The following is a 15252-nucleotide window of genomic DNA, read 5'->3' as shown; positions in this document are numbered from 1 at the left end:
CAATCGCACGGAATTTTGCCTTGAATTTGTATCGCGATCATGGCTTCCAAAACATGGCTCAAGCTCAACGTCTCGCTGGCTTTAGTTGTAGCATACTCAAAGATCTGTTTAGAATGAAATAGCCCTGCAAAAATTTCTGGGATTGACTGAGCCGGTAATTGAAATAAAACCGTAACAATAAAATCTGATTTAGGATTTCTATGGGTTGTTAATTTTTGAGATCATTATGCCGGAAATCAAGAAATCAAGAATACCAGTTGCAATGACGATCGCCGGATCTGACAGCGGCGGCGGGGCCGGGATTCAGGCAGATTTGCGGACTTTTGCGTTTCACTGCGTGCATGGTACGAGTGCTCTGACTTGCGTGACGGCTCAAAATACTTTGGGGGTGATGCGGGTGGATGCAATGGCTGCGGAGGCTGTGGCGGCTCAAATTGAGGCGGTGGTTGGGGATATTGGGGTGGATGCTGTGAAGACTGGGATGCTGCTGAACCGGGAAATTATGGCGGTGGTGGCTTCGCAGGTGGAGAGTTTGAAGATGGGGAATTTGGTTGTAGATCCGGTGATGGTTTCTCGATCGGGCGATCGACTGATTGACGACGGGGCGATCGCATTTTTGCGAAATAATTTGATTCCTTTGGCGGCTGTCGTGACTCCGAATCGGTTTGAGGCTAAGATTTTGAGCGGTTTAGAGATTTTTTCTCTAGACGATATGATGGCGGCGGCGCAACAGATTTATCGATCGGGCGCAAAGGCTGTTTTGGTAAAAGGTGGCGGGATGGCGGGAGATTTGCGGGGAATTGATGTGTGGTTTGACGGTACGCGGTTAGAGACTTTGAAGGTTGAGACGGTTGATACTACGAATACTCACGGGACTGGTTGTACATTGAGTGCTGCGATCTGCGCTAATCTAGCATTAGGTAAAGATTTGTTTACATCGGTAAAATTAGCTAAAAATTATGTTACTAATGCTCTGAAATATGCTTTAGATATTGGGGAAGGACAAGGCCCAGTAGGGCATTTTTTCCCGCTGTTACTCAAGTAAGAAGTTATTTGTTACTTGTTTGAGGCTGCGAATAATATCAAATCCGCGCTTCATCAGAATTATTCATCTCTCTCTTCTCTTCCTCTGTGTTCTCTGCGTACTCTGTGGTTAAATCATTCCGATCCAACCGGAATTGATATAACCAATAACATTAGTCAACCGCAAACAGTTAACAGCGAGTTAATTTCTTAATTTTTCAGGCGAAAGAGCGATCGCCACCAAATCTTCAATTTTCTTAATATTCGGATCGCCAGCTAAATAGCCAATACCTCGATGCAAGTGTAGGCGAAACTGCTTAGCTAGAGTTTCTTTTTCCGTACCCAAATTGTCTTGGTAACACCGCTGTGTGAGGGCAATTATTAGGATATCAGCCATGTCACCACCAAAGACATCCCAGGTTAATTCGACATTGCTGTCGCTGGGAATTGGCACTGGGGATGGTATGCTGGGCTCGGCGAGCGATCGGCAAAATCCCCACCTGCATAGAATATTCCATTGATCGATTTTAGTCGATCGTTTGAGTTTTGATAATTGGTCTTTGCCTGTTTGGGAGAGGCGGATGCGATCGACTGGTGGTTCCATAGGTTGAGAGTTTTGGATTTATTGTAAACAGTGTTAATATTTGGAAGGCTGAACCTCTAAATTTACGTTTTCTGACCGAGTTGGAAAACGAAAGTTAACAAATTTTTACAGGGCGCGGGCTTGATTAATTTAGCGGTTTTTGGTATTCTAATTCTAATAAGATATATCCTAGTATAATGGGATGGTTGCAAAAATAAAATTTTCGCAACCATCCCATTATGATATAGATCATACCGCAGCTCCCAGGCAAAAGTCAAGGGGGTTGCGGAAAATTTTGGCGCGATTTTTTAGTCCCAGAAATAGCCGGGTTCGACGGTGGTTTGCCGTTTGGCTGAGTCGTATTTCAGCAGGTAGCTGTGGGCGATCGCCTCTAATTCTTGCAGCTTATCATATTCTACTTTGCTAATCTCCGTGTCGGTAGAAAGCAGGATTACTTGGTGGCTGGCTGAGGGAAAATACCGTTCGACTAGGTTGTTTCTGTGGGATGAGTCGAGGCGGCCCAGGGGAGTGTCGATCGCCACTGGTAATTCTCTCCCTGATACTCTGGCTAATCCCCACAAAAAGGCGATCGCCAATAATTGTTTTTCGCCGGCAGAAAGTCTGTGTTTGGGTACTTGTTTCCCTTCTGAATCGTAAATGGAGAGGCTAAATGTTTGAGTGTCGATCGCAACTCTATGCACCAGGTCGGTTTTGTGCAACAGGTAGCGAAAACAGTCGGTAATTTGCATTTCTAGTTTGTTGAGTTTTTTGAGGGTAAGTTTTTCTTTAAATAGTTTGAGGGTTGCTTGGGCTTTGGCGATGGAAGTGATGACGTGTTGGCTGTTTCTGATGGTGATGTATTCGCTACTGTAGCTTTCTAGTTCTTTCTGGGTTTTGGCTAATTCTTTGTCTAATTCGTCGATTCGGCGATCGGTTGCTTCCAAGGCTGCGGCTGCGATTGCGACTGCTTTTTGAGCATTCCTGACCTCGGATTCTAGTTTCTCGTAGGCTTCGGGGGAAGCTGCGCCAGCGAGTTGTCTGTCTGTGAAGTCGATTTCTGTTTCGATGTTGGTGATTTCTGCTATTTGTTCGACTGCTAGAGTTTGCTGGGCTGGTATTTGGTATCCCAGCAGGTTTTCTAGTTGCTGGATGTTGTTGTGATCGGCGTTAATCCAGGGCGGGGTTTCGGTTCCGGCTTGCTGTTCAAGTTCTCGATCTTCTTGGCGGATGAAGTCTTGAATTTTATCTAGCTGTTGGGCATTTAATGAGATTTCGGCGATATAGTTGAGGAGGCGATCGCTTCTTTGTTTGACAACATTTTGGGCAATCTTTGCTTGCTGCTGGCTGGCCTCGGTTTCTGCTTGGGTTTTCGCAGCGCTTAGCAAGGGTGAAATAAGCGCTAGTGGCAGCATATTTGATGCTAGTTCCATCATTGATTGACGGGTTTTGTCTGCCTGATTTCTGTAGTCGTTTAGCTGTCTGTCTAGTTGACTGCGATCGGCCGCAATTTTCCCGCCTTGATAAATAAATTTGTCTGATGCTTGTCGCTGATTTGTTTCAGCTTTATCGAATTCATTTTTAAGGCTACCTCGTTTTTCCATCGCCAATTCTTTCTGATCAGTAATTTCCTGAAAAGTTTGTTCAATTTTTTCTAAAGCTGCCAAGTCTGTTTTGCCAGCAATTTCTTTGCGCTTGCGACCGGCTAATATTTCTAAATCGACGGCGAGGCGTTCTGCTAATTCTAAACCCAACAAAGATTTAATCGCGCCGACGACAAACTCCGGTGGTGTTTCGAGTTCTGCGAGTTCTTTTACTTGTTCACCATCAAACAGGAATAGGTTGGATATTCCGACTGGTAGCAGGGTTTCGATGTATTCGTCCCAGGTGTTAGTAATTGCTTTGTCTGACCACCAATCGCTGACAATATCGCTGTATATGAGAATGCTTAAGGTATCTTTGATTTCTGGTTTCTTCCAGTATCTAACTATTTTAAATTGACTTAATTTGTCGTCTTGGACTTGTTCAAAGGTTAGTTCGACGCGGGTTTCTTCTAATGGGGGAGTATGACGGTTGATGGATTGATTGAGGAAGTCGCTGTAGCTTAAATTGCCTCTGGTGGAACATTGGGCGCGGCCGCCGTAGAGGGCGAGGCGAATGGCGTCTAGGAGGGTGGTTTTGCCGCCGCCGTTCATGCCACCAAATAGGATGACTGGGCAGGGATTTCCGTCTTTTTCGGGGCGGAGATTGATGGTTTGGGTGCCTGCGTAGGGGCCGAAGTTTTTGAGGACGAGTTCGAGGAATTGCATTGTAGATGTTGTCGATGGTTGCTGATTAGTTTGGTAGGTGCGTCAGTGATTAGGCTATCAATTAGGTATAGAATAATGCTGGCTGACGCACGCTACGCAGGGGAAGTTTTGATTTAACAGATTTAATCTTTGGTATTTCCTTCTCCTACCTCTGGAGTAGAATATTTGATATCGGCCCAAGATAGCTGCTTGCTTTGACTGTTGCTTTCAAGTTCTTCTTTGAGTTTGGCAATGTCAACGGTATCGTTTTTTGCAGAACTGTTGGTTTGGGCGATCGCACTTTTGACTTGCTGAATGTTCTCAGTCGGATTTGCTTTAACAGCTTCCACCGCTGTTTTTAAGTTGCGTTGATAGTGGGCGTTACCAATGGCTTCATCCTGCGATCGCGAACTGGTTTCAAAACACTTGTCCAAATCCGCATAAATCCCTGTACGGCGGGGTTTTGTGTAGTATTGGCGTTCTGTGTCGAGGAGTTTTGCCATCAATTCCAGGTGCATTTTGTCGTCGCTGCAAATTTCTTCGATCGCAGTCCATTCGTCGCTACCTAGGAGTTTCCTTTCGGCGGCGGGACGGGAATCTTCAAACCGTTCGCCCGTGACTTCTTCATAAATCCGGGGTAAACTATCGTCAAATTCGTGCTTTTGTTCCAACCAAATGCGGCGGATTTCGCTAAGTTCTTCCGGGGTAATTAAGGTGATGTCGCGCATTTCTTCTGGTGCGGTTTTGCGGATGTGGGTTTGTGCTTCCAAGACTCGCCTCAGCCAGTGTTCTCGCCAGAATTTGGTGTAGGGGCCTGGGATGGGTTCGACGGAGGTTTTGTCGTCGCCCATGTTGCGTTCAAACAGTTCTACTCTACCGTAGATGCGGCGGAAGTCTCTTTTTGGGCGATCGTTTTTAATGTCTAATTCGTTGCGAATATCGAGGAGAGGCTGCATCCATTCTTTTTCTTCATCATTTTGAATCATTGCCTCCATAGATTTATCTTTGTCAACCATTGTACACACCCAGCAGCCAAAGCGAGAATCGCCACAACTAGGTGTAGAAGTATCGACAACTAAAGGACATTCATTGTCTGCTGTAGCACCTCTATACATGGTAAATAATTCTTTATTGTTATTTCCCCAAGGGTTGTCCCACTGCATTAGGTACAGCCAAACTTCATCATCACGCCAATCTTCAATAGGGGTATAAATTAAAGAGTTAGGTAAACGAGAATTAGGACTGAGCCGATCGCGCAATCTACCTGCTTCATACTTTTTCATTGTTGCTGCACGTTTAGTGCTTTCAGCCTTGCGAGTACCCAAAACCACAATAGTTTCACCATGTACTCGAACCAAGTCTCGGATAAATTGATTTACAGGCTGAATTTTCATCCTATCTGTGCACCACCGAAATCCATTACGAGGTGCTGGATAGCCTTTACCAATCAAGCATACCCAGAATGTTTCTTTCACCTCTGGATGCAGCAGATGCGGAGAAATAGGCATTTTTTGCTCTTTAGCAAGTATCTTGAGCTTCGTTAAAGATTTACGTACCCAAGTCGAAATAATCGGATTTTCAACGAAAGTATCAGTTGTGATCACATGGATAGTTTTTGTACGTTTTTCTATCGGAAGTGCTGCTATCGCGTTCCAAATAAGCTGTAATACTGCGGTGCTATCTTTCCCGCCACTCCAACCGATTAACCAAGGTATAGAGTCTAAGCAGTATAATTCTTGAATTTCTTGAGTGAGCGCTTTTATCTCTTCGAGTAACTCTGGAACAGTTCGCGGTTCAAATAATAACATCTGTTGAACTTCTATCACGTTATAAAACTCCTATCTTGCTAATTTTTAATTTTTATGATACAATATGCTTGCTAGCATACTGATCCATGTGTCTATTGTTATTTGCCCTTTTCACAATAGCATCCCTGGTTCACGTACCGTCAAAAAGTTATAATAATTAAATAAATTTTTCCCCGCATTATGCCAGAAAACAATTACCCAGAGACAGATTCGAGCCAGAAACTTGACGAAGTTCTAGAGCCTTACTTTGCCAAGTACCACCGTCAGAAGTGCTATCCAGGGCTAATGTTTCAGCAGGGGAAGCGGAAGATGGTGCAAATCAATATCCCGGCTGATGACTTGCCTACTCTCCTCCAGGCAAGACCATCAACTGGCAACGATCCTGATTCGGGTAAAAATCGCCCAGAGATAAAGGGTCATGCTGAGGAAGTAAAACAATATATTCTTAAGCGTGCTAGAAACGATCAACCCTGGATTTTGGGTACACTGACAGCAAATATCGATCCTGAAAAAATTGACATTATAGAACTAGGTCGAGGGATTTGTCTAGTAGTTATTCATCGTGGTGTTAAGTTAGATATTACTGATGGACAGCATCGCAAGCGCGCGATTCACGAGTTAATTGAAAGTGGTGACGGTGAGTTAATAGGTGATAATGATTTCCCTATTACGCTGGTTTTAGAGGAAGATTTTAACCAGTGTCAGGCGGATTTCCGAGATATGGCGCAGACCAAACAACTGGATAAATCATTGCTTTTATCATTCGGTGAGTTTGAAGGTAGGGTTGGTATTACCAAGAGCTTACTTGAAAAAGTGCCAATGTTTCATGGAAAAACAGATAAAATCAAAACTAATCCAGACAGTAAAAGGAAACTTATATACACAACTAATTTCATAGCTAAATTGGTGAGTTGCGCGTTTAGTGACGGCCCAATTGATGAACTCAAAGATTATGACGTTGCCGAATCATCAAATATCTTGGCGATATGTCTTAACAATTTGTTTTCAGAATGTAGTCAGACTAGACATATTTTTGAAACCAGTGTTGAAGATTTGAGTGTTGAAGATGTTAATCAGTTTAAGGAATACTGTGTCTTAGGTAGAAGTGTAGGGCTAGAAGTTTTAGGTAGGTTGCTATACTGTACCTATGACACAGATAGCAGCCAAGATTTTGATCATAAAAAAGTATCTGAATTGGCACAACTTGATTGGTCTAGAAAAAGCCATATTTGGGAGGGAAATGTTGTTTTATCTAACTCCAACCCTAATAATCCAAGAGCATCCTATAAAATAACAGCAAGTGCTAGTGCTGTAAAAATGGCAGTCGAGGCAGCAAAAGCCGAGTTAGGATGGATTTAACAAATATTATCCGCGTGCACCTCCGGTTTCCAAGCCCAACCGCTTTTTCAAATAATCAGTCATCCAATTAACACTCGCCCTCGATTTAGAAATTCCCCCTTTCACCAAAAATCCTCCCTCCCAATTAGGATTAGAAATCGACCAATCAACCTGCTGCAAAAGACTCAAGTGTTCCTCCCAACTATCAGGAAAAACGGACAGCAAAACAGCCCCAACTTCTCCCAAACTCTCCAGTACAACAATGTTACAGTGCACAGAATCCCGGCGGATTTCCCCCGCCCCAACTTGCTTGTGCAGAACTAATTGCCAATCAGGAATGAAATTGCTAACCGCATTCCAATATCTAATCGCTAGTTGTATTTGGTGAGTAAGTTCTGCCTCTTTTTCCTGTTTTGTGGCGCGGTAACGAGAGGGTTTCGCGTGTTCGCTGCCGTGCATATTACATAGCAAAGCCATCATAGCGCGATCGATCGCACTTAGCGTAAACAATTTGGGCGATCGCCCATTCAGACTTCCCTTCTCCATCTCCGTCAAACACCGGAACACCTCAACCTGCTTAACAACCGCTTTTAGCACCAAAGCCGAATCGCCCCGGTGATTGAAAAGTACCCTTAGCGACGACTCCAAAGGAACTTGAAAATTGTTCAGATCGGAAAACTTTTGCTGCGAATTTTCCAACCCAATATCCAGAAACAAAATCAGCGCCACCGTCTCGTATCCCAACTGCGGATTTTCCCTCAAAGCCATCTCAAAAGCAGCCCTGCGATGCTGTCCGTCATTAATCGTAAACTTAGCATCCATCGGCACTCGCAAGCGACCGATTTTGCGTTCCTCCGCCTCATTTCCCACCGCTTCAAAAGTAATATCCGCATCAATCGAAGCGGCGATTGCCCCACAAGTGTAATTTCCCGAATTCTTGACAAAATAATCAGCAATTTCGGGAATTCTAGCATGATTAAGCGCGCGTTTCGCCCGCAGAGACGGCGGCAATTCTTCAGAATCTAAGGGAAACAATTTCGGCAAAAAACGCACCGGACACATGGATACGTAATATTCGCGGCCCGCTTGAATTCCCCGGATCACGGGCAAAATGTATTCAAAGGAAGGAGTAGACATATTTTAGAATTGGGAATAGGGCATTGGGAATGGGGCATCGGGCATCGGGCATCGGGCATCGGGAATGGGAATTAACATTTATTGACTTTTTGTCTGACTTGTGGTATTTGTCCGGGTTATAGCAAGATAAATCAAGTATTTCACAAATATTTTTAAAAAACAAGAGTTGACATCAATTTTAACTTATGATATTTTTGAAAAAATAGCCTAATTATATAAAAACTGCCAATGACTACCAACCCAGCGGCTGACCTCGCTAGCCAATTTTTGGAAAAAGAAAATCGCGAAAGACAGGAAATCGCACTCTTATTAGACAATTATTTAGGAAAGGACGATCGCATTTTCGTACAAAAAACCCAGATGGGAAACACCGAAGCCTACATCGGTTCTGTCACCCTAGAATGGTTAGATTCCCGCGTCCGTTTCGCCTCACAAATGCCGCTTTTCCGCCAAAAATTCGACCTCCAAACGAACAACATCGTCCGCGACGACGAAACCATTGACGAAATTATCCAGCGTCCCTTAGATTGGTCGCGCCAAGCCGCCCTCACTCAATATTTAGCCGCCCGAAAATCGCACAAATTCCCCGCAGTTTTAGTAGTCGTCAGTCCCCCCTGGGTAGACAATCCTCACGCGGAAGAATGGGATGAAAACGGCGTAGCAACTAAATCCGCCGCTGAATTTATATCCTTTGATAAAAACGGGAATTTAGGGCTGTTGGATGTTTCTCAAAAAGTCTCAATTTTTGCCTTAGACGGCCAGCATCGGCTGATGGGAGTTCAAGGTTTAATGAGTTTAATTAAAACCGGAATCCTGCAAAGATACAACAAAAATAAAAAACCTGTCGGCGCTGCAATTACTCTCGAAGATTTAGCGGAAGAGTATCAAATTGACCCCGAAACAGTGTATAAATTAGCTCACGAAAAAATCGGGATTGAGTTTATTCCGGCGGCTGTGGCGGGGGAAACTCGGCAGCAAGCACAACGGCGCGTGCGATCGATCTTTGTGCACGTTAACCTCATGGCGGTAACGCTGAGTCAGGGACAACTAGCATTATTGAACGAAGATAACGGATTTGCGATTTGCGCCCGCAAAATTGCCGTCACCCATCCCTTATTAAAAGAACAAGAAGATAGAAATCCCCGCGTCAATTGGGACAGCGCCACAGTCGCAGCAAAATCAACGGTGTTAACCACATTGCAAGCGCTGCAAGATATGTCGGAACGGTATTTAGAATACAAATTCCCCCATTGGAAGCCAGAAAAAAAAGGTTTAATTCCCATGCGTCCAGAAGATGAGGAACTGAAAGAGGGAATAGAAGAGTTTAATAAATTGTTCGATAATTTAGCAACTTTGCCCAGCTATCAAAGAATTGAAAGCGGCGAAGAAACAGCCGAATTGCGCCGATTTAGTTTTGAAAAGCCGGGGGGCGAGGGAAATATTTTGTTTCGTCCAGTCGGTCAAATTGCTTTAGCTAATGCTTTGGGAATTCTAGTATTTAGAAAGAAATTTTCGCTGAAATCTATTTTCGACAAACTCCGCAGGTACGATGTGGATGAAGGATTTAGCCACATGGACAATCCTGAGTCTGCGTGGTACGGGATTTTGTACGATCCGAACAAAAAGCGAATGCTAGTTTCTGGAAGGGATTTAGCCGCGAAGTTAATTGTATATTTGGTCGCGGGAATTAACGATGATATGGATCGGGCTCATTTGCGGCAAGCGGTGGCCCAAGCGAGGACTTTTGAGGATAAAGCTGTTAGTTTTAATAGCAGGTTTGTGCATCCAAAAGAGGTGGGATTGCCGCCAGTTCTTACTTAGATAATGTCAAGATAGTATGCAACTGCTTGCAATTCAAGGCTATTGTTAGATAGCTAACTGCTACCATTTCTTGCAGCTTCTAACTTTTGCCGAATTGCGGCTTGAACTTTCTGATCAAAATCAGGATCGCCGGGACTTTCAATAATCCTCAGCGGATGCTGATTGATTCTGTCTAAGTACGCTTGAAATGCGGCTCTATCTCCTCGATGTCTAAGAAAATACATTTTCAATTCAGCATTCAACATTGCGTTAGAGTTAACTTGGCTCATCCGCAAACTCTCCTTTATTTTAACAAAATAAGTTCTGCTCCCACGGGCAAATGATCGGACTCGGTGGCCTCCAAAACCGAACTCGATTTAGCACCCCAATGCTTTGAATACCAAATATAATCAATCCGACAAACGGGATAATTTAATCTCAAATTCGAGGTTTTCAACAAGAACTTAAGTTCCCAACCGTGAGGCCAAGTAAAACCAAACCCAAACCCCGATTTTCGGAAAGAATCTTGCATAACTTTCTGCACATTATAGTAGTCTTGAGTTTCGTCTGTCATGTTAAAGTCGCCCGCGACAATTACGGGTAGAGTTTCTTGCTCAACTCGCTGGACTAAATCTTGAATTTCCGGCCCTCGTTGTCCATATTTGTAAACTGGAATTTTGAGAAAAGGCAAGATGTTATATCTCTTAAACCACGGCCCGGTAGCTTGCATATTATAAATCACTACTTCTTGTTCGTTAAATTTAATAATTGCTCGCTGCTGCGTTTCTGCATGACCGGCTAAGTGCAGTATTTCGCTGGAGACAATGGGATATTTACTGAGAATTCCTACCGGAGGAATCCCAATTTGATATGGGTAGTCTATTTTTAACCATGCGAAAGCTCTTTCGGTATGCTTTTTAACGATTTCTTGTAAAAAGATAATATCGGGTTTTTCGCGTTCAATTAGTTTAAATAAAGTTGGTGATTGTGTTGTATACCAGCCGACGTTATGGGATAATATTTTGAGGTGGGGTTGGGAATTTGTGATGTTGATTGGTGAGGGGGAAAAGTATTTTATGTGCAGCCAACTTATGAGGAGAATGCAGGATATCGCAGAAATAATCGAGAACCATCTTTTTTTGATAATTGAGAATCCGACGATGGGAAGTAGGAAAATTGGAAATAAAATTAATGGCAGAAAAGTGCTAATTAAAGCAATAATTGATATTCGCTCCCAAAAGATGAGTCTGAGCAGGAAATAGCAGATAATAAATAGTGAGTAGCTGTAAGTGAGAATTGTTACAGATTTTAGGAAAACTCTTTTGATGATATCTGTTATTTTGTGCTGCATTGGAAATTTATTAAAATAAGAACTTGCTTAAGTCGAATTCTTCGTTTGACTCATGTTTATTGTCCCTTTCGGAGATTAAAAACAACAAAAGGCGATCGGTATAATCAGCGGCACCCCGAAACTCTTCTCGCAAAATTTCCAGGCCGCCATTAGCATATTCTTCAAAAATTTGCAAGCGTTCTGCTTCCGATTTTTGATCAAGATGGGAGAGAATTTGAGGATTTTTGGTTTCGGCGATCGCAATTAACTTAATCGCCATATCATAACCCCTTGATACAAAAATATCAACATCAATCGCACCGGGTTCTCGCTTGGAAATTTCCCCCAAGGGCGATCGCTTTTTCCGCTTATTTCCCAAGGATGCAGCAAACACAATCACATCGGCGTAAGTCTGAAAAGGGCCGGAGTTGTTATCCGATAAAGTTAAGGATTTAACTAAATCAGCTTTGTCTTTAGCAATTCTAATTTTGTTAGCAGCCATTGGGATTAATATGTAATTTTTAATTTTATAGAACAACCGCAGATGTGAAGCAGATTAACACAGATTAACGCCGATAATTTTCAGAATGTCCGTAATAACATAATTTTTTGGGCAAAACTTCCTCTGACTTCCCGGCGCTTGGTTTTTTCGGCTAAAAGTCGATCGCCCGAAACGCCAAAACTCAGCATCAGCGCATCCATCACCTCAGACAAATCAGCCAATTCCGCCACCAAATCATCCTCATCAGCCGCCGCAGCTTCTGTCGCTTCCTCAATCAATTTCTGGCGCAAAGCTTGACGGTATTCGCGATCGGACAAAATGACAAACTCGCATTCATTGCCACTTTTGCGAATAATTTCAGGAATGCGATCGCGCACCAACTTATGATACTCTTTTTCCATGTCAAACTCCCTTCAACCCTGATTAAAAGTTTGAATCAACCAGCGAGTAATTTCGCCATCATCTTGAGTTTGACTCCGATTCAAAGCTTCCTCAACTAACGCAATTTCCAGCCCAGGTAAAACCCGCGACTCTTGAATTCTACCGCTACCACCGCCATTAATCGCAAAGGCAAAAACCTCCTGCCTATTCGCACGATCCACCCAATATTCGCTAATTCCTGCGTCTTCATAAAGCAACCGCTTGCTGCCTAAATCATCATCAAAAGAAGATGCACCAATTTCAATTACCAAATTCGGCGGATCATATTCATTTAAATCAACAGGTGAATTGCTGTCATTAGGAGGAACTCTCAAATCTGAACCAATGTAGTAAGCTAGATCGGGTTGAAACTCGTGAATACCTGTTTTCCGAAAACTGGCATTAATCAACTGCACTACTCGGATATTTTTCAATGTAGCAAACAGACTGACTACAGATGAAAGGATTGAATGTTGATGCCCGTGCAATGGCCCTACTGGTGACATTTCTACCTTTATTTGTTCTTGATAATAATAAAATTTTCCCTTTTCCCAAGTTACATCCTCAGCAAAGTTTAGAAACTCTTTCCATGTCGCCTTAACCCAAATATCCGTTTCCAAAACCTGCGTAATTACCGAACTAGAAGACATCATCCACCTCTACTATTTCTGTATATTCAAATTCATTCGGACTGCGCTTAACTAAAGGATAGCGCATCCCAGCCAGTTCGATCGCATCTTCTTCACAATCAGCCTTCGGAGAATTGTACACCAGCACGTATTCCTTACCGATGCAGCTTTCCATTTCTTGAGCAACTTCTCCGCGCCACTGAGTTTTCGTCACCAAAACTACCAATTGATTCGCCAATTTGGGCAGCTTATTCGCGATTTGCTTGCGATAAATCTCGTCCAAACTGCCAAAGGGAGAATCCATCACGATCGGAAAGGTACTGCTATCCGGGCCCATCAAAGTATTTTTTTGACTCCACTCGCGCACGCCCTCAATAATTCCGCCAATAAACGACAAACTAAGGATTTGATTTTCTCCCGTCGAAGCAGCGACTAAAGATTCTTTTCCCGACGTATTTTCTACTAGCGTGAGTTCGTATTTATCGCTCAATTTGGGGATGTAAGGAGTAAAAGAAATTTGGCTAAAAATATCTTGTACACGTTTTTCTAATTGAGAACAAAACTGTTTTTCTAAGCGCGATCGCACTTCCGTTAGGCGATCGATCGCATCCTGAGTCGCCGCAATCCGGCGCTGGGCCAAAACTTGCCTTTGCTCATTCAGTTGCTGCTTGTCGATTTGCTTATCCAAAGCCGCAACCTGGGCATTCAAACTCTCAATCTGCTGCTGGTTAGAGCCTGTTTCACGGTGCAACTCGCCAATTTTTGCCTCAATCTCATCCAAGCGCTTTTGCAAGCGGCTGACATCGCCGTCAGGGAAGTTTTTCAGCTTGCTGTGAATATCGTCTAACTGGGATTCCACGCGGGAAAGTTCGGCTCTAGCGCGGCTGACATTGCCTTGTTGGCGATCGATTTCGTCCCAAAAATCAGCAATTTGGCGATCGATTTCATTGATGCGATCACTGATCCGAATAGTAGTTTCTTCCACATCGCCAGCACCCGCTTTATTGATCCAACCGCTAACATTTTCGCAAGCTTCAGAACCCTCCACCAATTGGGCACCGCAAATACACCGCTGCTGCGCTAATAACTCTTCCAAAAACGGCCGTCCAATCCCCGAAAGCAACTCGCCTTTTTCCCGCAAATTCCCAAAAATCAAGTTAAATTCAGCCGCAGCATCCGAAAGAAATACCGTGTAAGCGCGCCCAGAAATTGCTCGTTTCATCGCATCAGAAGCCAAAGCAATTTGTTCCTTAAATAAAGTCCGCTGCTTTTCCAATTCGTCTCGTAATTTTTGCCACTCAGCAGCACCGCTTAGTTCCAAGAAATCACCGTTAACTACTTTTTTTAATTCACCTTGATTCGTCAATTCTTGCTCAATCTCTACTTGTCTTTGTGAAAGTAAATCTACCTCTTTTTGACAAGTTTGCTTGTTTTTTAAAAGTTTTTTGATTTCAGAACTACCAATCACGCTCAAATCTGTTTCTAGAGACTTTCTGGCATCTATCAAATGTTTAATCGATCGACTCAATACCTCTACTCCTAGCAATTCCTTAGTAGCTTCAGCAATTTCTGCTTTCTTGTCGTGGCGAACAATTTGCTCGATTCGTTCCCCATCAAAAAAGAAATATTGATGCAAACTTGCAGGCAATATCCGTCCGATAATATCATCGGGATGCTGCGCTGTCGCAATCCAGCGACCGTCATCTTTTGCTACTTGTAGGAACAATTCGTCTTTGATGTATTCTACAGTATTTGCATTTTTGTAAGCACGGCAAACACGCCTTGCTTGATAGCGCTTGCTGTCGTGTTCAAACACAAGTTCCGCCCAACAACCCACGGCTTTTCCCATTTCCGCCTCAGCAAGGGCGCGCTTGTTTACCAATTGTTCTTCCGCAGCAAAAGCAGGGCTAAATTTTCCGTAAAGTACCCACGTAAAGGCATTAATTAATGCTGTTTTTCCAGAACCGTTATTACCATGAATGACTGTGATATTATGCTCGCCACAGGCTAGCTTGATTTCGGGACTTTTGCCGTAAAATTGCCGAAAATTGCACAGAGTAATTGAAATTAACTTCATACAATTGCTTCCTTAATGATTTTCAAAATGTCATCGCTAATATAGCGGGGAGATTTCATGTAGAGTTTATCTTTTTCAATTTCTAATACCTGCTCGATAATTTGTCGGACTTCCGGCGGCGCGCTAGTAATTGGTTGCTGTACGTCGCTCAAATCTTTGTCCGTGTGATAACTAGAACGCTTTTCTGCTAAAGTGCCGATCGCTACAGGTGCGATCGCGCTATCTGCATATCTAAAAGCCATAACCAGATTTTCATTCAGATTTTTAGTCATAATTAGAAGGAAGAAGGGAGAAGGAAGAAGGAAGAAGGAAGAATGCTT

At 43.3% G+C, this 15252-nt stretch carries 14 protein-coding genes; 3 read left to right on the top strand and 11 right to left on the bottom strand.

Going from position 1 to position 15252, the window contains the following annotated elements; all coding sequences use genetic code 11:
• Nucleotides 1-226 precede the first annotated feature (226 nt).
• Nucleotides 227-1045 carry a bifunctional hydroxymethylpyrimidine kinase/phosphomethylpyrimidine kinase gene (thiD, locus tag K4039_RS06655; protein ID WP_265234351.1) on the top strand — a complete coding sequence of 273 codons (819 nt, stop codon included), beginning with the start codon at nucleotides 227-229 and terminating at the stop codon, nucleotides 1043-1045.
• 180 nt (nucleotides 1046-1225) lie between these two features.
• Here the strand turns inward: thiD and dndE are convergent, their stop codons facing one another.
• The 3 genes from dndE to dndC all read right to left on the bottom strand — a co-directional run bounded on the left by dndE (nucleotide 1226) and on the right by dndC (nucleotide 5699).
• Entirely contained in the window at nucleotides 1226-1627 is a 402-nt protein-coding gene (gene dndE, locus K4039_RS06650) for a DNA sulfur modification protein DndE (RefSeq protein ID WP_265234350.1), read from the bottom strand.
• 287 nt (nucleotides 1628-1914) lie between these two features.
• A complete protein-coding gene (dndD, locus tag K4039_RS06645; RefSeq protein ID WP_265234349.1) occupies nucleotides 1915-3912 on the bottom strand; it encodes a DNA sulfur modification protein DndD in 1998 nt (665 codons plus the stop codon).
• A gap of 122 nt (nucleotides 3913-4034) precedes the next feature.
• Complete coding sequence (gene dndC / locus K4039_RS06640) at nucleotides 4035-5699, bottom strand: DNA phosphorothioation system sulfurtransferase DndC (RefSeq protein WP_265234348.1); 1665 nt, start codon at nucleotides 5697-5699, stop codon at nucleotides 4035-4037.
• A gap of 180 nt (nucleotides 5700-5879) precedes the next feature.
• Between dndC and K4039_RS06635 the strand changes: the two genes are divergently transcribed.
• Nucleotides 5880-7058: a DNA sulfur modification protein DndB gene (locus K4039_RS06635; RefSeq protein WP_265234347.1), complete on the top strand. Its 1179-nt coding sequence runs from the start codon at nucleotides 5880-5882 to the stop codon at nucleotides 7056-7058.
• A gap of 6 nt (nucleotides 7059-7064) precedes the next feature.
• Here K4039_RS06635 and dndB read toward each other — a convergent pair whose 3' ends face one another.
• On the bottom strand, nucleotides 7065-8174 hold the full coding sequence (gene dndB, locus K4039_RS06630; protein WP_265234346.1) for a DNA sulfur modification protein DndB: 1110 nt from the start codon (nucleotides 8172-8174) through the stop codon (nucleotides 7065-7067).
• Between the two features lie 228 nt (nucleotides 8175-8402).
• Between dndB and K4039_RS06625 the strand changes: the two genes are divergently transcribed.
• Nucleotides 8403-9995 (top strand): DGQHR domain-containing protein, encoded by a 1593-nt coding sequence (locus K4039_RS06625; RefSeq protein ID WP_265234345.1) that lies wholly within the window; start codon nucleotides 8403-8405, stop codon nucleotides 9993-9995.
• Nucleotides 9996-10048: 53 nt separating this feature from the next.
• On the opposite strand, the gene K4039_RS06620 is transcribed toward K4039_RS06625, so the two are convergent.
• The 7 genes from K4039_RS06620 to K4039_RS06590 all read right to left on the bottom strand — a co-directional run bounded on the left by K4039_RS06620 (nucleotide 10049) and on the right by K4039_RS06590 (nucleotide 15174).
• Nucleotides 10049-10264, bottom strand: coding sequence for a DUF6887 family protein (locus tag K4039_RS06620; RefSeq protein ID WP_265234344.1), 216 nt, complete (start codon nucleotides 10262-10264; stop codon nucleotides 10049-10051).
• 14 nt (nucleotides 10265-10278) lie between these two features.
• Nucleotides 10279-11325: an endonuclease/exonuclease/phosphatase family protein gene (locus tag K4039_RS06615; RefSeq protein ID WP_265234343.1), complete on the bottom strand. Its 1047-nt coding sequence runs from the start codon at nucleotides 11323-11325 to the stop codon at nucleotides 10279-10281.
• 10 nt (nucleotides 11326-11335) lie between these two features.
• Nucleotides 11336-11806 (bottom strand): DNA phosphorothioation-associated protein 4, encoded by a 471-nt coding sequence (locus K4039_RS06610; RefSeq protein WP_265234342.1) that lies wholly within the window; start codon nucleotides 11804-11806, stop codon nucleotides 11336-11338.
• An 80-nt stretch (nucleotides 11807-11886) separates the two neighbouring features.
• On the bottom strand, nucleotides 11887-12207 hold the full coding sequence (locus K4039_RS06605) for a nucleoside triphosphate pyrophosphohydrolase (RefSeq protein ID WP_265234341.1): 321 nt from the start codon (nucleotides 12205-12207) through the stop codon (nucleotides 11887-11889).
• A gap of 12 nt (nucleotides 12208-12219) precedes the next feature.
• Complete coding sequence (locus tag K4039_RS06600; protein ID WP_265234340.1) at nucleotides 12220-12879, bottom strand: Uma2 family endonuclease; 660 nt, start codon at nucleotides 12877-12879, stop codon at nucleotides 12220-12222.
• Nucleotides 12866-14932 (bottom strand): AAA family ATPase, encoded by a 2067-nt coding sequence (locus K4039_RS06595; RefSeq protein WP_265234339.1) that lies wholly within the window; start codon nucleotides 14930-14932, stop codon nucleotides 12866-12868. The genes K4039_RS06600 and K4039_RS06595 overlap by 14 nt, the downstream gene beginning before the upstream one ends.
• Nucleotides 14929-15174, bottom strand: coding sequence for a hypothetical protein (locus tag K4039_RS06590; protein ID WP_265234338.1), 246 nt, complete (start codon nucleotides 15172-15174; stop codon nucleotides 14929-14931). The genes K4039_RS06595 and K4039_RS06590 overlap by 4 nt, the downstream gene beginning before the upstream one ends.
• Nucleotides 15175-15252 lie beyond the last annotated feature (78 nt).

The sequence above is a fragment of the Lyngbya sp. CCAP 1446/10 genome (genome assembly GCF_026130175.1).
In the GTDB taxonomy this organism is placed as follows: domain Bacteria; phylum Cyanobacteriota; class Cyanobacteriia; order Cyanobacteriales; family Microcoleaceae; genus Microcoleus.
This window is presented reverse-complemented; position numbering and strand designations above follow the sequence as displayed.

Bases quoted from the DNA above. Each gene is read 5' to 3' on its own strand.
- K4039_RS06610 (WP_265234342.1), bottom strand. From the start codon at position 11,806: ATGGCTGCTAACAAAATTAGAATTGCTAAAGACAAAGCTGATTTAGTT.
- K4039_RS06595 (WP_265234339.1), bottom strand. From the start codon at position 14,932: ATGAAGTTAATTTCAATTACTCTGTGCAATTTTCGGCAATTTTACGGC.
- K4039_RS06620 (WP_265234344.1), bottom strand. From the start codon at position 10,264: ATGAGCCAAGTTAACTCTAACGCAATGTTGAATGCTGAATTGAAAATG.
- K4039_RS06605 (WP_265234341.1), bottom strand. From the start codon at position 12,207: ATGGAAAAAGAGTATCATAAGTTGGTGCGCGATCGCATTCCTGAAATT.
- dndC (WP_265234348.1), bottom strand. From the start codon at position 5,699: ATGTTATTATTTGAACCGCGAACTGTTCCAGAGTTACTCGAAGAGATA.
- K4039_RS06600 (WP_265234340.1), bottom strand. From the start codon at position 12,879: ATGATGTCTTCTAGTTCGGTAATTACGCAGGTTTTGGAAACGGATATT.
- K4039_RS06625 (WP_265234345.1), top strand. From the start codon at position 8,403: ATGACTACCAACCCAGCGGCTGACCTCGCTAGCCAATTTTTGGAAAAA.
- dndB (WP_265234346.1), bottom strand. From the start codon at position 8,174: ATGTCTACTCCTTCCTTTGAATACATTTTGCCCGTGATCCGGGGAATT.
- thiD (WP_265234351.1), top strand. From the start codon at position 227: ATGCCGGAAATCAAGAAATCAAGAATACCAGTTGCAATGACGATCGCC.
- K4039_RS06635 (WP_265234347.1), top strand. From the start codon at position 5,880: ATGCCAGAAAACAATTACCCAGAGACAGATTCGAGCCAGAAACTTGAC.
- K4039_RS06615 (WP_265234343.1), bottom strand. From the start codon at position 11,325: ATGCAGCACAAAATAACAGATATCATCAAAAGAGTTTTCCTAAAATCT.
- dndE (WP_265234350.1), bottom strand. From the start codon at position 1,627: ATGGAACCACCAGTCGATCGCATCCGCCTCTCCCAAACAGGCAAAGAC.
- K4039_RS06590 (WP_265234338.1), bottom strand. From the start codon at position 15,174: ATGGCTTTTAGATATGCAGATAGCGCGATCGCACCTGTAGCGATCGGC.
- dndD (WP_265234349.1), bottom strand. From the start codon at position 3,912: ATGCAATTCCTCGAACTCGTCCTCAAAAACTTCGGCCCCTACGCAGGC.